At 68.6% G+C, this 20,072-nt stretch carries 11 protein-coding genes and 1 pseudogene; 5 read left to right on the top strand and 7 right to left on the bottom strand.

Translation table 11 applies throughout. The annotated features are described in order from the left end of the window. The first annotated feature begins 2 nt into the window (after positions 1-2). Together H0X91_RS18665 and H0X91_RS18660 are read left to right on the top strand one after the other, a co-directional pair. Complete coding sequence (locus H0X91_RS18665) at positions 3-878, top strand: LysR family transcriptional regulator (protein WP_006481620.1); 876 nt, start codon at positions 3-5, stop codon at positions 876-878. 71 nt (positions 879-949) lie between these two features. Then, a complete protein-coding gene (locus H0X91_RS18660; RefSeq protein ID WP_034203332.1) occupies positions 950-1,234 on the top strand; it encodes a hypothetical protein in 285 nt (94 codons plus the stop codon). A gap of 108 nt (positions 1,235-1,342) precedes the next feature. On the opposite strand, the gene mgtA is transcribed toward H0X91_RS18660, so the two are convergent. Both mgtA and H0X91_RS18650 read right to left on the bottom strand, forming a co-directional pair. Then, entirely contained in the window at positions 1,343-4,108 is a 2,766-nt protein-coding gene (gene mgtA, locus H0X91_RS18655; RefSeq protein WP_080466861.1) for a magnesium-translocating P-type ATPase, read from the bottom strand. A gap of 713 nt (positions 4,109-4,821) precedes the next feature. After that, entirely contained in the window at positions 4,822-6,471 is a 1,650-nt protein-coding gene (locus H0X91_RS18650) for a S8 family peptidase (protein WP_062910433.1), read from the bottom strand. Positions 6,472-6,880: 409 nt separating this feature from the next. Here H0X91_RS18650 and H0X91_RS18645 point away from each other — a divergent pair, with 409 nt between their 5' ends. Further along, complete coding sequence (locus H0X91_RS18645; RefSeq protein ID WP_006488707.1) at positions 6,881-7,777, top strand: glutamate/aspartate ABC transporter substrate-binding protein; 897 nt, start codon at positions 6,881-6,883, stop codon at positions 7,775-7,777. 100 nt (positions 7,778-7,877) lie between these two features. On the opposite strand, the gene H0X91_RS18640 is transcribed toward H0X91_RS18645, so the two are convergent. Beyond that, positions 7,878-8,423: a hypothetical protein gene (locus tag H0X91_RS18640; protein WP_062910438.1), complete on the bottom strand. Its 546-nt coding sequence runs from the start codon at positions 8,421-8,423 to the stop codon at positions 7,878-7,880. Positions 8,424-8,709: 286 nt separating this feature from the next. Here H0X91_RS18640 and H0X91_RS18635 point away from each other — a divergent pair, with 286 nt between their 5' ends. Beyond that, positions 8,710-9,957 (top strand): multidrug effflux MFS transporter, encoded by a 1,248-nt coding sequence (locus tag H0X91_RS18635; protein WP_062910439.1) that lies wholly within the window; start codon positions 8,710-8,712, stop codon positions 9,955-9,957. A 91-nt stretch (positions 9,958-10,048) separates the two neighbouring features. Continuing rightward, a pseudogene (locus H0X91_RS18630) lies at positions 10,049-10,196 on the top strand (GNAT family N-acetyltransferase); the annotation flags it as partial. Between the two features lie 19 nt (positions 10,197-10,215). Here H0X91_RS18630 and H0X91_RS18625 read toward each other — a convergent pair. The 4 genes from H0X91_RS18625 to H0X91_RS18610 form a co-directional block, all read right to left on the bottom strand. After that, the gene (locus tag H0X91_RS18625; protein WP_062885591.1) at positions 10,216-10,914 is read right to left on the bottom strand and encodes a hypothetical protein; all 699 of its coding nucleotides are present in this window, start codon (positions 10,912-10,914) and stop codon (positions 10,216-10,218) included. A gap of 143 nt (positions 10,915-11,057) precedes the next feature. Then, positions 11,058-11,345 carry a hypothetical protein gene (locus H0X91_RS18620; RefSeq protein ID WP_062911406.1) on the bottom strand — a complete coding sequence of 96 codons (288 nt, stop codon included), beginning with the start codon at positions 11,343-11,345 and terminating at the stop codon, positions 11,058-11,060. A 203-nt stretch (positions 11,346-11,548) separates the two neighbouring features. Next, positions 11,549-13,792 carry a penicillin-binding protein 1C gene (gene pbpC, locus H0X91_RS18615; protein ID WP_006494682.1) on the bottom strand — a complete coding sequence of 748 codons (2,244 nt, stop codon included), beginning with the start codon at positions 13,790-13,792 and terminating at the stop codon, positions 11,549-11,551. Between the two features lie 10 nt (positions 13,793-13,802). Continuing rightward, the gene (locus tag H0X91_RS18610) at positions 13,803-19,865 is read right to left on the bottom strand and encodes an alpha-2-macroglobulin family protein (RefSeq protein ID WP_196433228.1); all 6,063 of its coding nucleotides are present in this window, start codon (positions 19,863-19,865) and stop codon (positions 13,803-13,805) included. Positions 19,866-20,072: the final 207 nt, after the last annotated feature.

Raw genomic sequence — 20,072 nt, 5'->3', positions numbered from 1 at the left:
GAATGGAACTGAAACTGCTGCGCACATTCCTGACGGTCACCGAGCTGTGCCATTTCAGCCGTGCGGCCGATGCGCTGCACATGAGTCAGCCTGCGCTCAGCAAGCAGATCGGCGCGCTCGAGGCGAGCCTCGGCGGCAAGCTGTTCGAGCGCGGTCGGCATGGCGCGGAGCTGACGCCGTTCGGCGAACGCTTTCTGCCCGACGCGCAGGCGCTCGTGCGCGATGCCGACGAAATCCTGGCGCGTGCGCGGGAAGCGACCAGCGGGCAGCGCGGGCATTTGCGGCTCGGCATCTGCCTGTCCGTGCTGACGCTCGTGCCGAAACTGATCGCCGAATTCCGCCGTTGCAATCCGGGTATCGCGGTGACGCTGAGCGACCTGTCGTCGTCCGAACAGACGCGCCGGCTGCGCACCGGCAAGCTCGACGCCGGTTTCCTGCGCCTGCCTTCCGACGAAGGCTTGTCGTCGTTCAAGGTGATCGACGAAGCGCTCGCGCTCGCGGTACCGCCGCATCTCGGCTTCAAGCGCGTGCCGGCCGACCTCGACGTGCTCAACGAGATCGGCTTCATCGCGCTGCAGCGTGCGCGTGGTCCCGGGCTGGCCGCGCAGATCGACCGATGGTGCGTCGCGCGGCGCTTCGTGCCGCACGTGATGCAGCAGGCGGAGGACGTGCAATCGGTGCTGACGTCGGTCGCGGCCGGCGGTGGTGTCGCGTTCATCCCGTCGAGCGCGCAGTACCTGTTGCGCGACGCGACGGTGCTGCCGCTCGACGGCCGGGACGCGAAGTGGCGCGTGGGGCTCGCGTGGCGGTCCGATCGCGACGATCCCGTCACCACGCGTTTCGTGTCGTTCATGCGCGCGGCGCTCAAGGGGGCGTGACGCGGCGTATAGTGTCCGCGATCGCTTTCTTCCTGCATGCCGGCGCGACGCCGGCCGACGAACCCGAACCGATGACTTCAGAATCCGACGAATCCCCGCTCGATCCCGCGCTCGTCGCCACGCTCGCGACGCTGAACGAAGCCGCCAGCGGTCCGGCCGGCAAGCCATGGTCGCTGCCGAAGATCGCGAAGCGCGCGCAATTGCCGATGAGCACGCTGCGCCGCGTGTTGACGCAACTCGACGCCGCCGGCCTGAGCGCGACGACGCTGAACGAAGACGGGACCGGCAGTGCCGCGCTGACCGGCGAGGGGCGCGCGGTGTGCGCGCAGCTGTTCGGCGCGAACGATGCCCGCTGAATGAAAAAACGGGCCGCCGAGGCGGCCCGTTCATCGCCGAACGACGGCAGATCGGGGGGCGACCCGTGCGGGTGGCGCACGGGCCGGCGCATCGTCATCCGAGCGCGATCAGAACCACTGCTTGTAGCGGCGCACGTAGATCGTCTTGACGATCTGCGCAAGCACGATGTAGCCGACCATCGTCGCGGCGAGCCACAGCCAGTAGGTGCCCGGCAGGTGCATGAAGCCGATCGCCTCCGCGAACGGCGAGAACGGCAGCCAGCAGCCGATCGCGATCGCGGTGAAGGTCGACAGCAGCACCGGCAGCGACGCCGTGCTCTGCAGGAACGGGATCTTCTGCGTGCGCAGCAGGTGCACGACGAGCGTCTGCGACACGAGGCTCTCGATGAACCAGCCCGAGTTCATCACGATCTGGCCGCTCGCGCCGCCGTTCAGGTGATACAGCGCGCCCGCACCGAACACCGTCCACATCAGGATGTACGTCGTGATGTCGAATACCGACGACGTGGGCCCGACCCACAGCATGAAGCGGCTGATGTTGCCGGCTTCCCACTTGCGCGGCTTCTTCAGGAACTCGGGGTCCATCTTGTCCCACGGCAGCAGCATCTGCGACGTGTCGTAGATCAGGTTCAGCACGAGCAGTTGCGTCGCGAGCATCGGCTCCCACGGCAGGAACGCGCTGGCGACCAGCACCGAGAACACGTTGCCGAAGTTGGAGCTGGCCGTCATGTTCAGGTACTTCAGGATGTTGCCGAACGTCTCGCGGCCCTTGATCACGCCTTCCTCCAGCACCATCAGGCTCTTTTCGAGCAGGATGATGTCGGCGGTTTCCTTCGCGATGTCGGCGCCGCTGTCGACCGAGATGCCGACGTCGGCGTCGCGCAGCGCGGGCGCATCGTTGATGCCGTCGCCGAGGAAGCCGACGGTGTGACCGTTCGCCTGCAGCGCCTTGACGATGCGCGCCTTCTGCAGCGGCGTGAGCTTCGCGAACACGGTCGTGCGTTCGACGACCTTGGCGAGCGTGTCGTCGTCGAGCGCTTCGATTTCCGTACCGAGCATCGGTTTGCCGGGTTCGAGGCCGACCTGGCGGCACACCTTCATCGTGACGGTCGGGTTGTCGCCCGTCAGCACCTTCACCGCGACACCGTTCTCGCGCAGCGCGGCGAGCGCCGGCGCGGCCGACTCCTTCGGCGGATCGAGGAAGGTCAGGAAGCCGCGCACGACGAGATCGTGTTCGTCGGCGGTGCGGTATTGCGCACGCTCGTCGCCGCGCGGGATCGTGCGTGTGGCGAGCACGAGCACGCGGAAGCCGTCCTCGTTGTACGCGGTGGCCTGTTCGAGCAGCCGCTTGCGGGCCACGTAGTCGAGCGGGCGTACGCCGTCTTCATCCTGCACGTGCGTCGACACCGCCAGCATTTCCTCGACCGCGCCCTTGCAGATCAGCAGATGCGTGCCGCGCGTATCCTCGACGACGACCGACAGGCGGCGCCGCACGAAGTCGAACGGCAGTTCGTCGATCTTCTTGTAACCCTGCGGCTTCACGCGTTCGCCGATCTCGTCGGCGCGCGCGACGACCGCGATGTCGATCAGGTTCTTCTGGCCGCTCTGGTGGAAGCTGTTCAGCCAGCCGAGCCGCAGGATGTCCTCGTTCTTGTGGCCGGACAGGTCGAGGTGATGTTCGAGGATGATCTTGTCCTGCGTGAGCGTGCCGGTCTTGTCGGTGCACAGCACGTCCATCGCGCCGAAGTTCTGCACCGAGTTCAGCCGCTTGACGACGACCTTGCGGCGCGCCATCGCGACCGCGCCGCGCGCGAGGTTCGCGCTGACGATCATCGGCAGCATCTCCGGCGTGAGGCCCACGGCCACCGCGAGCGCGAACGTGAGGGCGCTCAGCCAGTCGCCCTTGGTCAGGCCGTTGATCATGAACACGATCGGCACCATCACGAACATGAACTTGATCAGCAGCCAGCTGACGCTCGCGACGCCGCGGTCGAAGCTCGTCTCGATGCGCTTGTGGCTCACGACGTTGCGCGCGAGCGAGCCGAAGTAGGTCTCTTCGCCGGTCGCGACGACGACGGCCGTCGCCGTGCCGCTGACGACGTTGGTGCCCATGAAGCAGACGTTCTCGAGATCGAGCAGCGACGCCGGTGCGCCGTTGGCCGCGCCCGCCGCGTGCGTGCCCGCGGATTTGCCGGCCACCGCGCCGAGCGTGTCGTACTTCTCGACGGGCAGCGCCTCGCCGGTCAGCACCGCCTGGCTGATGAACAGGTCGCGCGACGCGAGCAGCCGCACGTCGGCGGGGATCATGTCGCCGGCGGAAAGATGCACGATGTCGCCGACGACGACGTCGCGCATCGGCACTTCGCGGCGCGACGGCTCGGCCGTGTCGGTCACCGCGCGCTGCACGGTCGCGGTCGTGCGAACCATCGCCTTGAGCTTCTCGGCCGCGCGCAGCGAACGGAATTCCTGCACGAAGCGCAGCAGCGCGCTGATCGTGACCATCGTCAGCAGGATCGTCATGCCGACGTAGTCGCGCTCGTCGGGCGCCGCGAAGTAGACGTCGGTGAAGAAGCTGATGGCGGCCAGCACCAGCAGCACGTAGACGAACGGGTTGTGGAACGAGAGCAGCAACTGCCGGGTCCAGTGCGGCGGCTTGTCGTGCGCGATTTCGTTCGGACCATGGTGCTGCAGGCGATCGGCGGCCTGGTCGTAGGTGAGGCCGCGCGTGCTGGTGTGCAGCGACTTCAGCGTGTCTTCGAGCGGGCGGGCCGCTTCCTGCGCGGCGCGCATGGTGCGCGGTTCGTTCTGCTGGCCGGCGCCGGCCTTGATGAAGCCGCGCTGTTTCTTGTGCGAGGTGTTGTGTCGTGTCGTCATGAGTCGCTCCTTGCGCACGAGGCGGCGGGCGGGGAGCGACCGTGACGTTATCGACGCACGAGCGCTCCCCGCCGCGTCGCGTCAGGCGCGATCGGCTGTGGGTCGGTAAAGGCGGGAACGCTCGCCGGCGCGCATGATGCGGACGGCGTGTCGATGCGCAGCGTCGCACCGGCGAGCGGTAATCGACTACTGTCGTCTGAGTTCATCTGCACTCCTGTCGGTTGCGGATAGTCGGCACGGGCGATCGGCGGCGCGCGCAACGAGGCGCGCGGCCGGACGGCACGCGAACGGAGAGCGCACGCGGCTGGCGCCGCGCGCAACACGAACGCACGCGCGCGACGGCGCGCCGCGTGCATTCGGCAACATCGAAAAATTCGGCGGGAGATCTGGCCCGTGGTCAGGCCGGAAGGGCGCCGCATCCTGCTTCCCGGGATGCGGCAGAAGACGAGGCTCTGCGCGTTTTCCTCAGGCAGCAGTCAAGTTGGCCAGGAACCAACTACAACTCGCATCGGTGTTCACAGAACACTCCATGTAACTAGACGGGGGCGATGGTAATGGCTCGCTGTGCGAAGCGTCAACCCTTTTGTCAGGCGTTATTTCGAGATGCTTGATCGCGCCGGTGTGCGTTCGCGGGCGCGCCGGACAGCCCGCAACGAAACAGCCGCACGCACACCTTGTCGGCATGCGCGCGGCTGCGTCGAACGCGGTGCCGGTTACTGGTTCGCGGTCGCGACGGCGGCGCCCGCATCGAGGATGCCCGAGCCGGCCGGCAGCGCGGTGCACGACGTGCCGGCCGCCAGCTTCGCCGCGCGCGTGCCGCCTTGCAGCTTCTGCAGGATCTGCGCGGGCGTGAGGTTGCCGTTCACCGACAGCATCAGCGCGGCGACCCCCGTCACCTGCGGCGTCGCGAGGCTGGTGCCGTTCGCGAGGCCGTAGGTGTCCGAGCCCGGCGTCGTCGTGCCGGTGTTCGACGTCGACAGGATGTTGACGCCCGGTGCGCTCAGCGCGACATCGGCGCCGAAGTTGCTGAACGATGCGCGGCGGCCCGTCGCATCGGTCGCGCCGACGGAGATCACGCCGCGGCAGTTGGCGGGCTGGTCGAGCCCGGTCGACAGGCCGTCGTTGCCGGCCGCGACGACCACGGTCACGCCTTTCGCGGTCACGTCGTCGATCGCCTGCTGGAACGTCGTGCTGCACGCGCCGACTCCACCGAGGCTCAGGTTGATGATCTTCGCCGGCCGCGGGTTCGTCGGTACACCGGTCACCGGAATGCCGGCCGCCCAGCGCATGCCGTCGGCGATGTCGCTCGTCACGCCGCCGCACTTGCCGAGTACGCGCACCGGCAGGATCTGGCCGAGCCACGATACGCCGGCGATACCGGTGCCGTTGTTGGCGGTCGCGCCGATCACGCCCATCACGCGCGTGCCGTGCCAGCTGCTGTCGCTCGGCTGGCTCGCGCAGTGATAGAACGGGCCGTTGGCGTTGTCGAGTTCCTGCTGCGTGACCCAGTCGCCCGGATCGGTCGCGTCCGGGCCGCGCGTCAAGCCGTTGTTGCTGGTGTTGACGTTGCTGATGAAGCTGTAGCCGGACAGCAGGTTGCCGACGAGGTCGCCGTGCGGCCGGTAGCCGGTGTCGAGCACGGCCGTGACGACGGTCGGCGAACCCTTGGTCACGTTCCACGCGGGCGGCAGGTCGATGCCGGCGGTCGGGTCGGACAGATACCACTGCTGGTTGTAGAGCGGGTCGCTCGGCGTGTCGCGGATCTGCATCGGGTGATCGGGTTCCGCGTAGTCGACATCGCTGTCGGCCGCGAACGCCTGCGCGAGCGCGGCGGCATCGGTGGCGGCCATGCGCTGGCCGAGCGACAGCACGGCCGCGCCGTTCGAGATGGTGCGCTCGACCTGCACGTTCACCGGCGTTTGCGCGACCGTGCTCGCGTACGCACGGGCGCTGCCGGTCACCGGCGCCGTCCAGCGCGTCATCGCGCGCTGGATCACCGCGTCGAGTCGCGCACCGTTGTCGGCGGCCGCCATCGCTCGGGGGGCCGTCAGCGTCTTCAGCTTGACGATGAGGTGATCGACCGGCGGCTCGACCGGTGCGGTCTGCGCGGCCATCTGCACGGCGGCCTGCTGCGACGTGCACGCATTGGTGCCGGACGACGCGGGCGGGGTGGTCGGCGCGGGCGTGGGCGCAGGCGCGGGCGCCGGTGCGGGTGACGCATTGGACGAAGACGGGTTGCTGCCGTCGCCGCCGCCTCCGCCGCAACCGGCGAGGGGCAGCAGGGCGGCGGCGGACAGCATGCCGGCGAGCATGCGCGCATGTGCGAGGCGCGCCAGCGCGAAATTGAAACGTTTGGCTCTCATGTTGAAAGTCGATCCTCGTAGATAACCGTCGTGCCGGCGGTGGCGCTGGTCCGGGCGAGCCGGACCTTGTCGTTTTTGTCTGACGGTTGCAGCAGGTTGCTGCGACGCGCCATGCACTGGGTAACGGCGTGCGCGGCGGCTTCTTGAGTGCGTTTCGCGAGAAAAACAGGCGGTGCCGCAAACGATTACGTTGGTGCGTCGCAGCATGAACGCGCGTTTGGAACGACCGGCACAGAGCCGGTGCGCGGACCGGTCGGGCAGGAGGCGCGGGCGAGCGGGTTTGCGCGGCACGGAAAACGTCTTTCAGGAACTGGCCGTGGCGGAAGGTGGTTTACGCTTCCCCTGATATGACGCGAATATTGTCGGGCGTACGATCGCGACTCGATCAACGTTTCGTCAGGAGACAAGCATGGATCGTCGTTTCCGTTGGCTTGCCGTCGCGCTGGCCTGTGCGCTGGCCGGCACCGCGCACGCGCAGGCTCTTACCGGTACGCTGAAGAAGATCAAGGACACGGGCGTCGTGTCGCTGGGCATTCGCGAGTCGTCGGTGCCGTTTTCGTATTCGGACAACCAGCAGAAGAACATCGGCTATTCGCGGGACATCGCGTCGCGCATCATCGACCAGTTGAAGACGGAGTTGAACCTGCCGAACCTCGCGGTGAAGGAAATCCCGATTACGTCGCAGAACCGGATTCCGCTGCTGCAGAACGGGACGATCGACTTCGAATGCGGTTCGACGACGAATACGCTCGAACGGCAAAAGCAGGCCGCGTTCTCGAACAGCATCTTTTTGTACGGCATCCGCTTCAGCACGCGCAAGGATTCGGGCGTGAAGGACTTCGCGGACCTGGCCGGCAAGACGGTCGCGACGACGGCCGGCACGTCGGACGAGCGCCTGCTGCGCAAGCTCAACGAAGAGAAGGCGATGAACATGACGATCATCAGCGCGAAGGATCATGCCGAAGCGTTCATGAACGTCACGACCGGGCGCGCGGTGGCGTTCGTGATGGACGAGCCGCTGCTGTACGGCGAGATCGCGAAGGATCGCAACCCGGGCGCGTACACGGTCACCGGTACGCCGCTCGTTCACGAAAACTACGCGTGCATGATGCGCAGGGACGATCCGCCGTTCAAGCGCGTCGTCGACGGCGTGATCGCGAAGATGCAGACCTCGGGCGCGGCCGAGAAGCTGTACGACCAGTGGTTCACGCAGCCGATTCCGCCGAAGGGCGTGAGCCTGAACTATCCGCTGTCGGCGGAGATGAAGCAGCTGTTCAAGAATCCGACGGATCAGGCGCAGTACTGAGCACCGCGTCGTGGCGATGTCGCGCCACCCATGAAAAACCGCCGGCACGTGCCGGCGGTTTCGCTTTGCGGCCCGGTCGCTCGTGCGCCGGACGCGCGCGTCAGGCCTTGATTTCAGGCCCGCGTGCGGCCGGCCGTGCCGGCGCCGCCGGGGCGGGAGCGGGCGCCATCGAACGCGCCGAAGGTTGCACCGGCACGATCACGACGACCGGTTCCGGCATGGCCCACGGCGCCATCGCGAACCCGACGGGCTGCGGCATCGGCATCGCGAACGCGTTGGCGAGCGCGATGTGCTGGAGCGCCATCATCTGCTGCTGCATCGCGACCATCTGCGCCTGCGCCGCCTGCATCCGGTACTGCACGGCCTGCATTTGCCGCAACGCTGCCGCGGGCGGCATGCCGCCCGACGACGACGTCTGCATCTCGAAGCTCGCACCGCCCTGCGGGCTGTGCCAGCTCCACGTGCTGACCTTCATCGGGCCGACGGCCGTCTGGACGACACGCGTCTCGGCTTTCACGGGCACGGCCTGCCCGTTGACATTGACGAACATCGGTTGGGCGGCGGCCGCCGCGCCGGGCTGCCCGGCCAGCGCGAGCACGGGCACCAGCGCGAGCGCGCCCGCCGCCATATACGAACGGAATCGCATCTTCGTATCTCCATCAAACGAGACTGATCGAATCAACAATGACGTGCGGCTCACGGAGTGAGCCACCCGAGACAATGCCGCCGCCGGCTTAAATCAACATTAAAACCGCCGCCGGCGGCCCGATCGGCGCATGTCGGGACCGGCCATTCAACCTCGCCCGCGCCAGGGAAATCCTGTCGCCGGATGCAACAACAGGCACAATACGGAATTCGCCACGATCGCACGCATGTTCGACATTCGAACATTGGCGGTGCGGCACTGCTGTCCGACCTCCTTCCCAGTCGTCATGAACGCCACGCTCACTCTCGCGCGCGAGTCGAATTCGCCGCGCTTCCTGCTGTTCCTGATCTGCCTGTTCGCGTCCGCCGGCCAACTCGCGATCGACATCTACGTGCCCGCGCTGCCCGACATGGCACGTTCGTTCGCGACCACGCCGCAGGCGATCCAGTCGAGCGTGTCCGGTTACATGGCGGCCTACGCGCTCGGCCAACTGATCTTCGGGCCGATCGCCGACGCCTACGGCCGCAAGCGCGTGCTCGCGTTCGGGCTCGTGATCTACACGATCGGCTGCCTGCTGTCCCTCGGCGCGCCGAACCTGGAGACGTTCGTGCTCGCACGCTGCCTGCAGGGCTTCGGGATCGCGACGACCAACCTGCTGGCGAAGGCGATCATCACCGATTCGTTTTCCGGCCAGGCGCTGATGCACGCGTTCACGTACATGTCGATCGCATGGGGGCTGGCGCCGATCATCGCGCCGGTGATCGGCGCGCACCTGCAGGAATGGTTCGGCTGGCGTGCTTGCCTCGTGTTCCTGCTGGTCTACTCGCTGGCGATGTGGGCGCTGCTGTGGCGCTACCGCGAGACCTTGCCGAAGCCGGTGCATCTCGAGCCGCGCACGCTGATGGCGAACGCGGGCAAGGTGCTGGCCAGCCCGGTGTTCCAGAGCTGCTTCCTCGCCCAGGGGCTGTGCTACAGCATCCTGCTGGTGTTCAACATCGTCGGGCCGTTCATGGTGCAGACCACGCTGCACAAGCCGCCGACCTTCTTCGGTTATCTCGCGCTCGGCATCGGCCTCATGTATTTCCTCGGTGGTTTGTCGAACCGGATTCACGGGCGAGGGCTGCCGAGCGCCGAGCAACGGCTGCGGATCGGCGCGCGCGTGATGGCGGGCGCGTCGGTCGCGATGCTGGTGCTGGCGCTGACCGTCGGCCTGCGCGTGTGGACGCTCGCGACGCCGGTGCTCGTGATGGGTTTCTGCGCCGGTGCGATGTATCCGACGCTGATGGCCAAGGGCAATTCGCTGTTTCCGCATATCGCCGGCCTGACGAGCGCGATTCTCGGCTGTGCGCTGCTGCTCGTGTCGGCCGCGATGATGGGGCTGGCCGGTTTCGTGTCGATTCACGTGCTGACGCCGCTGGCGGTGTTTTTCGTCGCGTTGTCGTTCATCGTCGTGTGGATGGTGACGAAGCTGCTGCGGTATCTGTCGCAGCAGCAGGCGGCGCCGGTGGTGTGCGGGAGCGGGGAGGCGGCGTAAGCGCCATGTGGTGACCGCGGCCCACGAGCCGGATCCTGCTGAATCGCGTCGCCCGGTCCGACGCCGCTGACGTGATCGTCGCGAACCATCCGGCAAGCGTGCGTCGATCGCACTGGTTCGACGGCTCGGGTTCAGACAAGCGGGATGTTCGCCGCGCTGTCTGCGCATCGGCGGCGAATGGCGCGACCACGAGCGTTTGGGCATTGCTGGCCGACGACGCGCGCGAAGCCGGCACCTGACGGTCGATTCCCGTCCCGCTCACATTCCTTGCAGCGGATGCGCGGCCCCGGCCTGCTGCAACAGCGACACGGCAACCGGATCCGGCAGTCCGTTCGGATCGATCGCGCCAGCCTTCGCCAGCGCAACGAGATCGCCGTCGACGCCCGGTTGCCCGACCACGAACGAGGTGGTCAGGAACGCCGGCGCGGCGAGCGAGACCGCATAGCGCTGCTGCAGGTTCGTCACGACGGCCGATTGCGCGGCCTGCACGGTGTCCGGGCTGTTCATGGCCCGCTGGTAGCGCAGGCTGCCCTGGAAATTGCCGATCAGCCCGGCCGTGTTCGTCCCGAGTTGCGCCGCGAGATAGACGAGCATCAGCTCGGTCTCCGGCGTCGTATTGAAGGTGCCGCCCGCATAGGCGAGCGAATGCAGGCTCGCGCCGCCCGACGCCACGGTGATGACGCATGGCAGCGCGGCGTCGAGCGTCACACGGTAGTTGCCGCCGCCGTCCGTCAGCGTCGTTGCCGAGCCGACCGCGCAATTGACCGTGACCTGCGCGCTCGCGAGCGCGTCGCCCGTCGCGGCCGTGCCCGATAGCGCGACGGTCTGCGTGTTGTCGTTGAAGCATACGTCGACGCCGAAGCAGGCATCGCCGTTGCAGGCCTGGAGGGCGGCGAGCGTTGCAGCGCACAAGACGCCCAGCGCGGGGCGGGTGAAGCGTTCGTGGCGGATGTTCATGGTCGCAGGCCATCGAGAGAATGAGGCAACCGGTGCGCGTCGGGAATGCGGCGCTGCTGTCATTCTAGGTCCTGAACCGCGGTGCTGCTGGCCCGTTCGGTCTGCCGCTGGCGGCTTGCGCGCGGTATGGCCGGGCCGAGGCGTCATTGGCGCGAGTGGCGGGCCGGCGCCATGACGTAAGCGAGCAACAGGCTCAGCAGAACGCTGAGCCCGAGCACGTGCCAGTGGCTGGCGAGCAATCGCTGGAAGTGTTCGCCCATGTCCGGCGTGATCCACCAGCAGGTCATCGGGTGCATGCGAGCCTGGTGGCATTCCAGGATGCCGCCGTTGCGATACGCGTCCCACAGGCTGTCGGCGGCATACAGGCTCAAGCAGAGCGGGATGATCTGTACGCCATGCCGGAGCAGTTTGCCCTCGGTTTCGGGTGTCATCGTTGTCGGTCCGGGATCGGCCTGCGTCGGTTCGTCGTCGGTGCCCGAATGCACCGCATGCGCGATATTGTCGAACTAATTCATCCCGTCCACAATGATTTGCGGCTTGGCCGGTCCGGTTGAAGAATCGGGCGACTGCACTCGACTTCTCCGGCCGGCCGCCGAAGGCGAATACGGCCGGCCAGTAAGGCCGGCTCGCCGCCTCAGGGTTTGCGCGCGGCCGGCTTCGCGAACGCGCCGCGCACCTCGAAGCCGATCGCATCCGCGACGTTGCCGCGCGCATCGACGAGTTCGAGCCGGTGCCGGCCCGGCCATGGCAGCCACGCGACGCGATCAGCATGCCCGATCACCTTGTCGTCGAGCCGCCACGCGAACTTCGCCGCGCGCCCGGACGAGCGCTCGAACCAGATCCGCTGGTTCTTTGGCGGAATGTCCGGGTCGATCGCGAAGATCGTGCCGTCGGTCGGCGCGCCGATCGTCAACGGCGCGCGCGCGCCGTCCTTGCCCGGCGTGACCGGCGCCGCGAGCCGGATCGTGTCGACCGCCGTGCCCGCGATGAACCACTCGTTGCGGGCCGGCTCGATGTCGCGCTCGAACGCGATGCGGCGCGTCTCGACGCCGGCCGGCGCACGCGGCGCACGGCTCGGCAGGTCGCGGTGCAGATAGCCGACGACGGCCGACCACACGGGCGACGCGCCCGTGACGCCCGACACGTCCCACATCGGCGAGCCGTCCGCATTGCCGACCCATACGCCGACCGTATAGCGCGACGTGAAACCGACGGTCCAGTTGTCGCGCATGTCCTTGCTCGTGCCGGTCTTGACCGCGGAAAAGAAGCGCGTCGCGAGCGGGTTGTCGAAGCCGAACGTGCGCACGCGCGCATTGTTGTCGGACAGGATGTCGGTCACGACGAAACTGGCCGCCTCGCTGAACACGCGCGTGCCGGCGTCCGGCCGCGCGGGCGCCGCTGCGCCGGCTGCCGCCGTCGGCGCCGCGGCCGGCAGGTCGACGACCTTGCGCGCGACGCCGCCGTTCGCGAGCGCGCGGTATGCATTGGTCAGCGACAGCAGCGTGACGTCGGCACTGCCGAGCGCGAGGCTGAAGCCGTAGTAATCGCCTTCCTGCGCGAGCGGCAGGCCGAGTGCGGTCAGCGTGCGCGCGAAGCGGTGCGGCGTGACGAGCACGAGCGCGCGCACGGCCGGCACGTTCAGCGAACCACCGAGCGCGCTGCGCACGCTCACCCAGCCCTTGAAATCCTTGTCGTAGTTCTGCGGAATGTACAGGCCGCCGCCGGCGGCGAGGTTGATCGGCGCATCGTCGAGCAGCGACGCGGCCGTCAGCCGCTTCTCGTCGAGCGCCTGTGCATAGAGGAACGGCTTGAGCGTCGAGCCGGCCTGACGCGGCGCGAGCACGGCGTCGACGTCGCGCGCGCTCGACAGTGCCCCCGACGAGCCGACCCACGCGCGGATCTCGCCGGTCGCGTTGTCGATCACGACCACCGCGCCGTCCTGCACGTTGCGCCGGTGCGCGGGCGCGTCGAGCTCGGTCAGCGCGCGCGTCAGCGTGTCGCGCGCGAAGCGCTGCAGCGGCGCATCGAGCGTCGTGCGGATCTGCGCGCCGGCCGCCGGCTTGACCTCGGCCGCGATGCGCCGCGCGAAGTGCGGGGCGAGGGCGGCGCCGTCGTCGCGGACGGTATTGGCTGGGCGTGCGACGACGAGCTGCACGTAGCCGTCGAGCGACGCGCACGCCTGCCCGGCATGCATGTCGCGCAGGATCCGGCACGCGCGCTCGGCGATCTTCGCGGGCGCCGCGTTCGGCGCCCGCACGAGGGCGGCCGCGATCGCGGCCTCGCGCGCGTCGAGGCCCGACGGCGCCTTGCCGAACAGCACCTGCGACAGCGCGCCGAGCCCGATCGTCTCGCCGCGGAACGGCACCAGGTTCAGGTAGGCCTCGAGGATCTGGTCCTTGCGCCAGCTGCGTTCGAGCCACAGCGCGTTCACGGCCTGCGTGGCTTTCTGCGGCAGCGAGCGCTGACCCGAGCGGCGCGGCGAATCGCTGAGCAGGCCCGCGAGCTGCATCGTGACGGTCGACGCGCCGCGTGTGCGCTCGTTCCACAGGTTGCCCCACGCGGCGCCGGCGATGCCGCGCCAGTCGACGCCGCTGTGTTCGTAGAAGCGCTTGTCCTCGGACACGACGATCGCCTCGCGGAACGCGGGCGATACGTCGGCGAGCGACACCCAGTCGCCGCGCCGTTCGGTGAGGTCGATGCGCGTGCGCTGCAGCGGCGTGCCGTCGCGCGCGAGCAGCACCCAGTCGGAACTGCGCCAGTTGCGGCGCACGTCGTCGTAGCCGGGCAGCGCATGCGCGACGAGCGGCGCGGCCAGTACGACGGCGACGAATACGCGGCCGGCGAAACGCGCCGGCCGCGGCAAAGCCAGATCGATCATCACTTGCTCGTTACTTGCCCGCGTCGGCCGGCTTCACGGTCAGCGGCGGGTTCGGCCACAGGCCGTACACGGACGGTGCATACAGCGCCTCGACGCGCGTCGGCGGCAGGCCGAACGTGCCGACGTTGTTCAGCCGCACCGTGTACTCGACCGAGAATTTGCCCTTCGGCAAATAGTCGTAGTACGCACGATAGCCGTCGAAGTCGCGCTCGATGAACGCCGGCCATGCACCGTCCGGCGTTTTCTCGCCCTGCGTCGCGGCTTCGGAATCGCGGCCGAGGCCCGACCCGAGGATTGTCGCGCCGGACGGAATCGGATCGTTGACGACGACCCACGTCATGTCGCTCTGCGCATCGATGTCGAGATGCACGCGCACGACGTCGCCGCGCGTCAGCACGCCCTTGACGGCCGGCGATACGGGCGTGACGGTCTTCGTGATCCGGTAGCCGGCCGCGAACGGCGCGCGCAGCGGCACGGCGGCGAGGCTTTCGACGGTCGCCCACGGGCGACCGGTGCCGTCCTGCGTGACCGACAGCGTCGCCGGCCCCTGTGACGCACGCGGCCACGGCATCAGCACGCTGTGCGCGGCGGCCGCGCGGGTCGCGGGCGTGGCCGACGCCGACGGCGCCGCCGACGCGGGCGTATCGGCGGGCGCGGCCGAGCCTGCCTGCGACCACGAGATCGCGCGTTCGTTGCCGCCGAGCGCGATCTTCGTCGTGCCGGCAACCGGCGTGCTCTCGTAGGTGCGCGAGAAGCGCTCGACCGCGAGCAGGCCGAGCGCGTTCGACGTGGTCGTCTGCCAGGCGCCCTGGCGTTGCAGCGCGAGCAGGCCGGCGGTCACGCGCGGCATTTCATCCTTCCATGCCGGGTCGCCCGCGAATTCCAGCGCGAGGCGTGCGGCATTGGTCTCGTTGCTGGTCATCAGCCACCACAGGTCGTCGTCGCGCGCGGTCGAGAACACGAGCTGCGTGCCCTGGTACGTCAGGCGCGCCCGCAGGATCTGGTCGACCTGCGCGCGTTTCTCGTCGCGTTGCGGAATGTCCTTCACGCGCGTCAGGATCGCGTGATAGTCGATCACCGCCGACGTCGGCCACTGGTTCGGCGCGATCTCGATCGAACCCAGCATGCGGCCCTGCGCGGCGCCGTAGCGCGACAGCGCCTCGATCGCGGCGAGCTTGCGCAGGTCGCGATCCTGGCGCGGCGCCCACGCGTTGCGCTCGAGGCGACCGTCGACGAAGCGCGCGAGCCCGGCTTCGAGCTGCGTGCGCAGGTCTTCCGGCAGCGCGAAGCGCGGATCGAGACGGCTGGCTTCGTCGGACACCACGAGCAGGTACGACGACAGCGTCGGGCTGCCATGGTGCGAATCGTCGGACGACGGCGGGAAGTAGCTCGCCAGCCCGTCGCTGTCGAGATAGACGGGCATGCGCGCGATCAGCGCCTGCCATTGCGCGGGGTCGCGCAGCCCGATCGCACGCGACGTCTGCTGTTCGAGGCAGCGGTACGGATAGCGCTCGAACCAGCGGCGCACGCCGGGCAGGCCGTCGGCGAGCTTCGACTGCAGCGACACGGCGATGCCGCCGCGCGGTACGCCCTGGGCATTGCTCACCGCGCCGGCCGGGGCCGCCACGGGCACCGTCAGCGTGCCGTCGACCTGCGCGAGCGTCGCCTGCTGCACCGTGACCGGCAGCGCGGGCACGACCTTCTGCGCGACTGCCAGCGCGTCGGACGCGCGCTTGCCGCCTTGCTCGGCCGCCTCGATGCGCCAGTTCAGCGCACCGGCCGCATCGAGCGCCTGTTCGGGCACGGTGATCGTCCACGCGACTTCGGTGGCCGCATTCGCCGCCAGCGACACGGTTTGCGGTGCGACGTCGAGGCCCGTCACGTGCGGCGTCACGACGACCTGCATCGCGCGGTCGGTCGTGTTGCGCAGCGTGACCTGTGCACGGAACGCGTCGCCTTCGCGCACGAGCGGCGGCAGGCCGGAGATCAGTTGCAGATCCTGCGTGCTGCGGATCGACGTGCTGCCCGTGCCGAAACGGTCGGGGCCGACCGCCGCGATCGCGACGATCCGAAAGCGCGTGAGCGCGTCGTTCAGCGGCACCTCGACGGTCGCGCTGCCGTTGGCGTCGAGCGTCACGCGCGGGTTCCACAGCAGCAGCGTGTCGAACAGCTCGCGGGTCGGCGCGCTGCCGCCCCCGCCGCCGGCCGGCACGGCCTTGCGGCCGAAGTGGCGGCGGCCGACGATTTCCATCTGCGCGGTGGCCGTCTCGACGCCGTACGCGCGCCGGCGCAGCATCGCGTCGAGCAGGTCCCAGCTGTTGTTCGGCATCAGTTCGAGCAGCGCTTCATCGACCGCCGCAATGGCAATCTGCGTGCCGGCCGGTGCCGGCTGGCCGTTCGGCAGCGTGACCTTCACGTGCGCCTGCGCCTTGCCGCGCACCGTGTAGCGCGTCGCGTCGGTCGTCACGGTCACGCCGAGGCGGTGAACGCCCGTGCCGACCTTGATCTCGCCGAGCCCATAGCGGAACGCGGGCTTCGACAGGTCGACGAACGCGGTCGGCGCTTCATAGTGGCGGCCTTCGCGCCAGAACGCGCGCGCCCATTCGACCGGCGCCTTCCAGCCCCACGTGAAGAACGAGTACCACGGCACCTCGCGAATCCGGCCGCGCAGCGCGAGCACCGACACGTAGACGTTCGGCCCCCACGAGTCGCCGACCTTCAGGTCCACGGTCGGGTTCTTGCCGTTCAGCTCGACGATGTGCGTTTCCATCACGCCGCCGCGCTCGACCGCGACGAGCGCGGTCGCGTAGCGGAACGGCATGCGCACCTGGAAGCGGGCCGTTTCGCCCGGTTCGTACGACGTTTTCTCGGGGATCACGTCGATCCGGTCGGTGTTGTCGCCGCCGAACCAGAGTTCGTCCTCGCGCGTGACCCACACCGACGTCGATGCATTCGACGTGCGGCCGTCGCCGTCCTTCGCGACCGCGATCAGCTGCACGTTGCCGGCCTGTTCGAGCGTCGCGTCGCAGGTCATGCGGCCCTTGTCGTCGGTCTTGCCCGAGCACAGCACGCCGAGGTCGCGCGTATCGCTCTTGTTGTCGTACGCATAGAAGCCGCCGACCATCCGCTTGCGCGACGACGTCGTGATGCGCGCGACGCCCTTGATCTCGATCGGCACCGACGCGCGCGGCTTGCCCTGCAGGTCGACCGCCAGGGCCTGCACCGGCACGCGCTGGCCGACCGACACCCAGCGGCCGGCCTTGATGCCGGCCACCACCGCGGCCGGCCACAGGATCGTGTCGCCGCGGATCGTCTGCACTTCGCCGTTCGGGTCCGCGAACGTCGCCTCCAGCGCGATGCGCTTCGGTGCGTCGACGTCCGGCAGGCCCTTGAGCGTGACGGTGCCCGCGCCGTTGCGGTCGAGCGTCAGCGGCAGCTTGTCGGCGATCAGCTTGGTCGCGTCGGGGTCGTGGTTCGACGACGACGCGTTGTCGCCGTCCTGCGCATCGTCGTCGGCGTTGCCGTCGCTCGTGTCGGGGCGATACGGCGTGAAGCTGAAATCCTCGAAGCGATCGGCGAACGGCGGCGACGCCCACTTCATCAGCGCCGACACCTGTACCGGCAGGTTCGATGCGCCGCCGCCCGACACGTAGTCGATCTGCACCGCGAGCGGCGCTTCCTTCGCGGCGACGAGCGGGCTCTTCTGCGCGTCGCGCGCGCCGATCGAGCCTTTCAGCACCGGCAGGCGGAACGCCTCGACCCGGAAGCTGCCGCTGTAGTAGGTGGCGCTCGGCGCATCTTCCGGGCCGCCTTCGAGTTCGACGCTGTATTCGCCGAGCTTCGCGGCGGCCGGCAGCGTGAACTGCGAGTCCGCGCTGTGGTCGGCCGCCCACGTGAGCGGCAGCTTGTAGGTCTGGCCCGTGCCGAGATGGCGGATCGCGACGCGCGTCGGGTATTGCGACGGGAACGCGAGACTCTGCAGCGTCTCGGTGCGGATGAAATGCTTCATCGACACGGTTTCGCCGGCGCGCAGCAGCGTGCGGTCGAACACCGTATGCGCGCGTACGGTCGGCGCGCTGTCGGTGTCGGTCGGCACGTTGAAGCGCCACGATTCGATCCCGCGGTTCCAGCCCGAGCTGACGAACGCCATGTCGGGGCCCGTCTTCGGATCGTCGACGCGCGCCGACACGAAGTAGTCGTCGAAGCGCTGCTCCGACGAGCTGCACGCGCGCTTCGGCTCGAACGGCCCGTCGATCTTCAGCAGGCCTTGCGCGTCGGTCTTGCCGGCCGCGATTTCGTCGCCGTTGCAGTCCGACACGCGGATCTGCGCGTTCGGCACCGGCTTGCCCTTGTCGAGCGTCGTGACCCACACGAGATTGTTCTCGCGGCCCTGCTTCAGGTGCACGCCGAGGTTCGTGACGAGCACGGTGGTGCGCACGTACATGCTCGACGGCTTCGCGAGCAGCGAGCGGCCGAGCGCGGGCGACGCGAGTTCGAGCACGTAGAAGCCGGGCTTGTCGATCGGCACGCCGACCACTTCGAACGGGCGCAGCGTCTTCGGGTCGGCCTTCGGCAGCGTCAGCACCTGCGCGCCGGGCTCGCCCGTCAGCAGCGACAGCGAGCGCACGTCGATGCGGCGGTTCTTCGGCGCCGGCTGCTTTTCGCCGGCTTCGAGCGGCACGTACACGGGGTGCTGGCCCTTGCGTTGCAGCAGGCCGGGAATCTGGTCGTCGATCGAGCCGGCCGTCATCGACCAGTTGTCGAACCGATCGACGGTGCGCATCCATTGACGGATCGCGGTGTCGTTCTCGACCTTCAGGTTCGCGAATTGCGCGCCGCCCGCATTGAGGCCGGCGATATGCAGGTCGGCCTCGACGTTGCGCAGCGTGACGGGCACCAGCGCCGGCGTACCGGGTTCGGCGAAGCGCTCGACGATCCCGAAGGTGCCCGACGAGAATTTCGCGAGCGGCGGCATCGGCGCGGTGCGCGTCGCGAGCGGGAACAGGTCGGCGTTGGACAGCGGCCGGTCGGTCACGTCGTGCAGGCCCGACGGCAGCTCGACGGTCAGGGCGGCTTGCGCGGGCAGCGGCGGGTTGAACGTGACGGTCGTCACTTCCTCGCTATGATCGTCGGCCGCGAAGGTCGGCGACAGCGAACCGTCGGGGCCGCGCAGCTTGATCGCCTCGGCCTGCTTGCGCGCGATCGGTGCGTTGAACGACAGCGTGAGCGGGCGCAGCGGCGTGCAGGGCGCCTTCGCGTTCTCGCGTTCGCACGAGAAGCTCGCGGCGAACGGCGCGCGCACGGTGAAATCGAAGCGCCGTTCGGTTTCGTTCGCGATGCCGCTCGGGCTGGCGACGCCCTTGCCGTACACGAGCTGCATCTTCGCACTCGCCGGCAGCGCCTGCGAGCACGACAGCGTCAGCACGCGCGCCGCCTCCTTCTTCAGCCCGAAATGATCGAGCAGCGCATTGCGCGTATCGTCGTCGGCCGCCGTGACCGGAATGCGGTTGCCGATGCCGGCCGCTTCGCACCAGATGTTCGCGAGCGTCGAACGCGGCTCGGCCGGGCCGTTCAGCTTCATCACGAAGACCTGGCGCTCCTCGATCTCGCGGGAGCCGGGGCGCACCGACACCGGGAACGGGCCGCCCGTCTGGAACGTGAAGCGACGCGGGCCGCTCGCCGCATTGCCGGCGACCGAGCGCAGCGTGTCGTTGAGCGCGACCGCGCAGCGCACGCCCGGCGGCAGGTCGCTTTCGAAATCGTAAACCCAGGTCTTGTCGTCGAGCCAGTGGCCCTGGCCGCGCGCGGCCGTCGAATCGTTACAGGTCACGCGCGCCGGATTCGGCGCGGAGGCCGAGCCGAAGGCGACCATCGGTTCGTCGAACTTGACGACGCTCTGCCGGACTTCGGTGACGGTGCCTTGCGGCGACACGCTCACCGTGCGCGCCGCGCCGGCGTGCAGCGACAGGGCCGCGGCGGCGCCGAGCGCCGCGACGGCACCGATGCGCCAGAGCAGCCGGGTCGTGTGGTTGGTTTGGTTCGTTTCTTTGTTGTACTTGTCGCGCTGCTTCATCGCTCGATTGCCCTCGGAGGGAAGCTTTCTGTTTGATTGCACGGAATTCTAACCGACCGTCATGCGTGCGCAGTGCGGCGTGCAGGTGCGGTGTGTGGTCGGCACGCGACACGCGTGTGCCTGCGGCGGATTTGTCGCGTCGACGACACAAAAATGCAGCGAAATATCGATTGTCCCGGATTGCGGAACATTTAATGGACTATAAAA

The organism is Burkholderia sp. 9777_1386, from assembly GCF_015712265.1.
Classification (GTDB): domain Bacteria; phylum Pseudomonadota; class Gammaproteobacteria; order Burkholderiales; family Burkholderiaceae; genus Burkholderia; species Burkholderia cenocepacia.
Note: the sequence above shows the minus strand (reverse complement) of the source record. Positions and strands in the feature narration are given on the sequence as shown.

Bases quoted from the DNA above. Each gene is read 5' to 3' on its own strand.
- H0X91_RS18665 (WP_006481620.1), top strand. From the start codon at position 3: ATGGAACTGAAACTGCTGCGCACATTCCTGACGGTCACCGAGCTGTGC.
- H0X91_RS18625 (WP_062885591.1), bottom strand. From the start codon at position 10,914: ATGAACATCCGCCACGAACGCTTCACCCGCCCCGCGCTGGGCGTCTTG.
- mgtA (WP_080466861.1), bottom strand. From the start codon at position 4,108: ATGACGACACGACACAACACCTCGCACAAGAAACAGCGCGGCTTCATC.
- pbpC (WP_006494682.1), bottom strand. From the start codon at position 13,792: ATGATCGATCTGGCTTTGCCGCGGCCGGCGCGTTTCGCCGGCCGCGTA.
- H0X91_RS18610 (WP_196433228.1), bottom strand. From the start codon at position 19,865: ATGAAGCAGCGCGACAAGTACAACAAAGAAACGAACCAAACCAACCAC.
- H0X91_RS18640 (WP_062910438.1), bottom strand. From the start codon at position 8,423: ATGCGATTCCGTTCGTATATGGCGGCGGGCGCGCTCGCGCTGGTGCCC.
- H0X91_RS18620 (WP_062911406.1), bottom strand. From the start codon at position 11,345: ATGACACCCGAAACCGAGGGCAAACTGCTCCGGCATGGCGTACAGATC.
- H0X91_RS18660 (WP_034203332.1), top strand. From the start codon at position 950: ATGACTTCAGAATCCGACGAATCCCCGCTCGATCCCGCGCTCGTCGCC.
- H0X91_RS18645 (WP_006488707.1), top strand. From the start codon at position 6,881: ATGGATCGTCGTTTCCGTTGGCTTGCCGTCGCGCTGGCCTGTGCGCTG.
- H0X91_RS18635 (WP_062910439.1), top strand. From the start codon at position 8,710: ATGAACGCCACGCTCACTCTCGCGCGCGAGTCGAATTCGCCGCGCTTC.
- H0X91_RS18650 (WP_062910433.1), bottom strand. From the start codon at position 6,471: ATGAGAGCCAAACGTTTCAATTTCGCGCTGGCGCGCCTCGCACATGCG.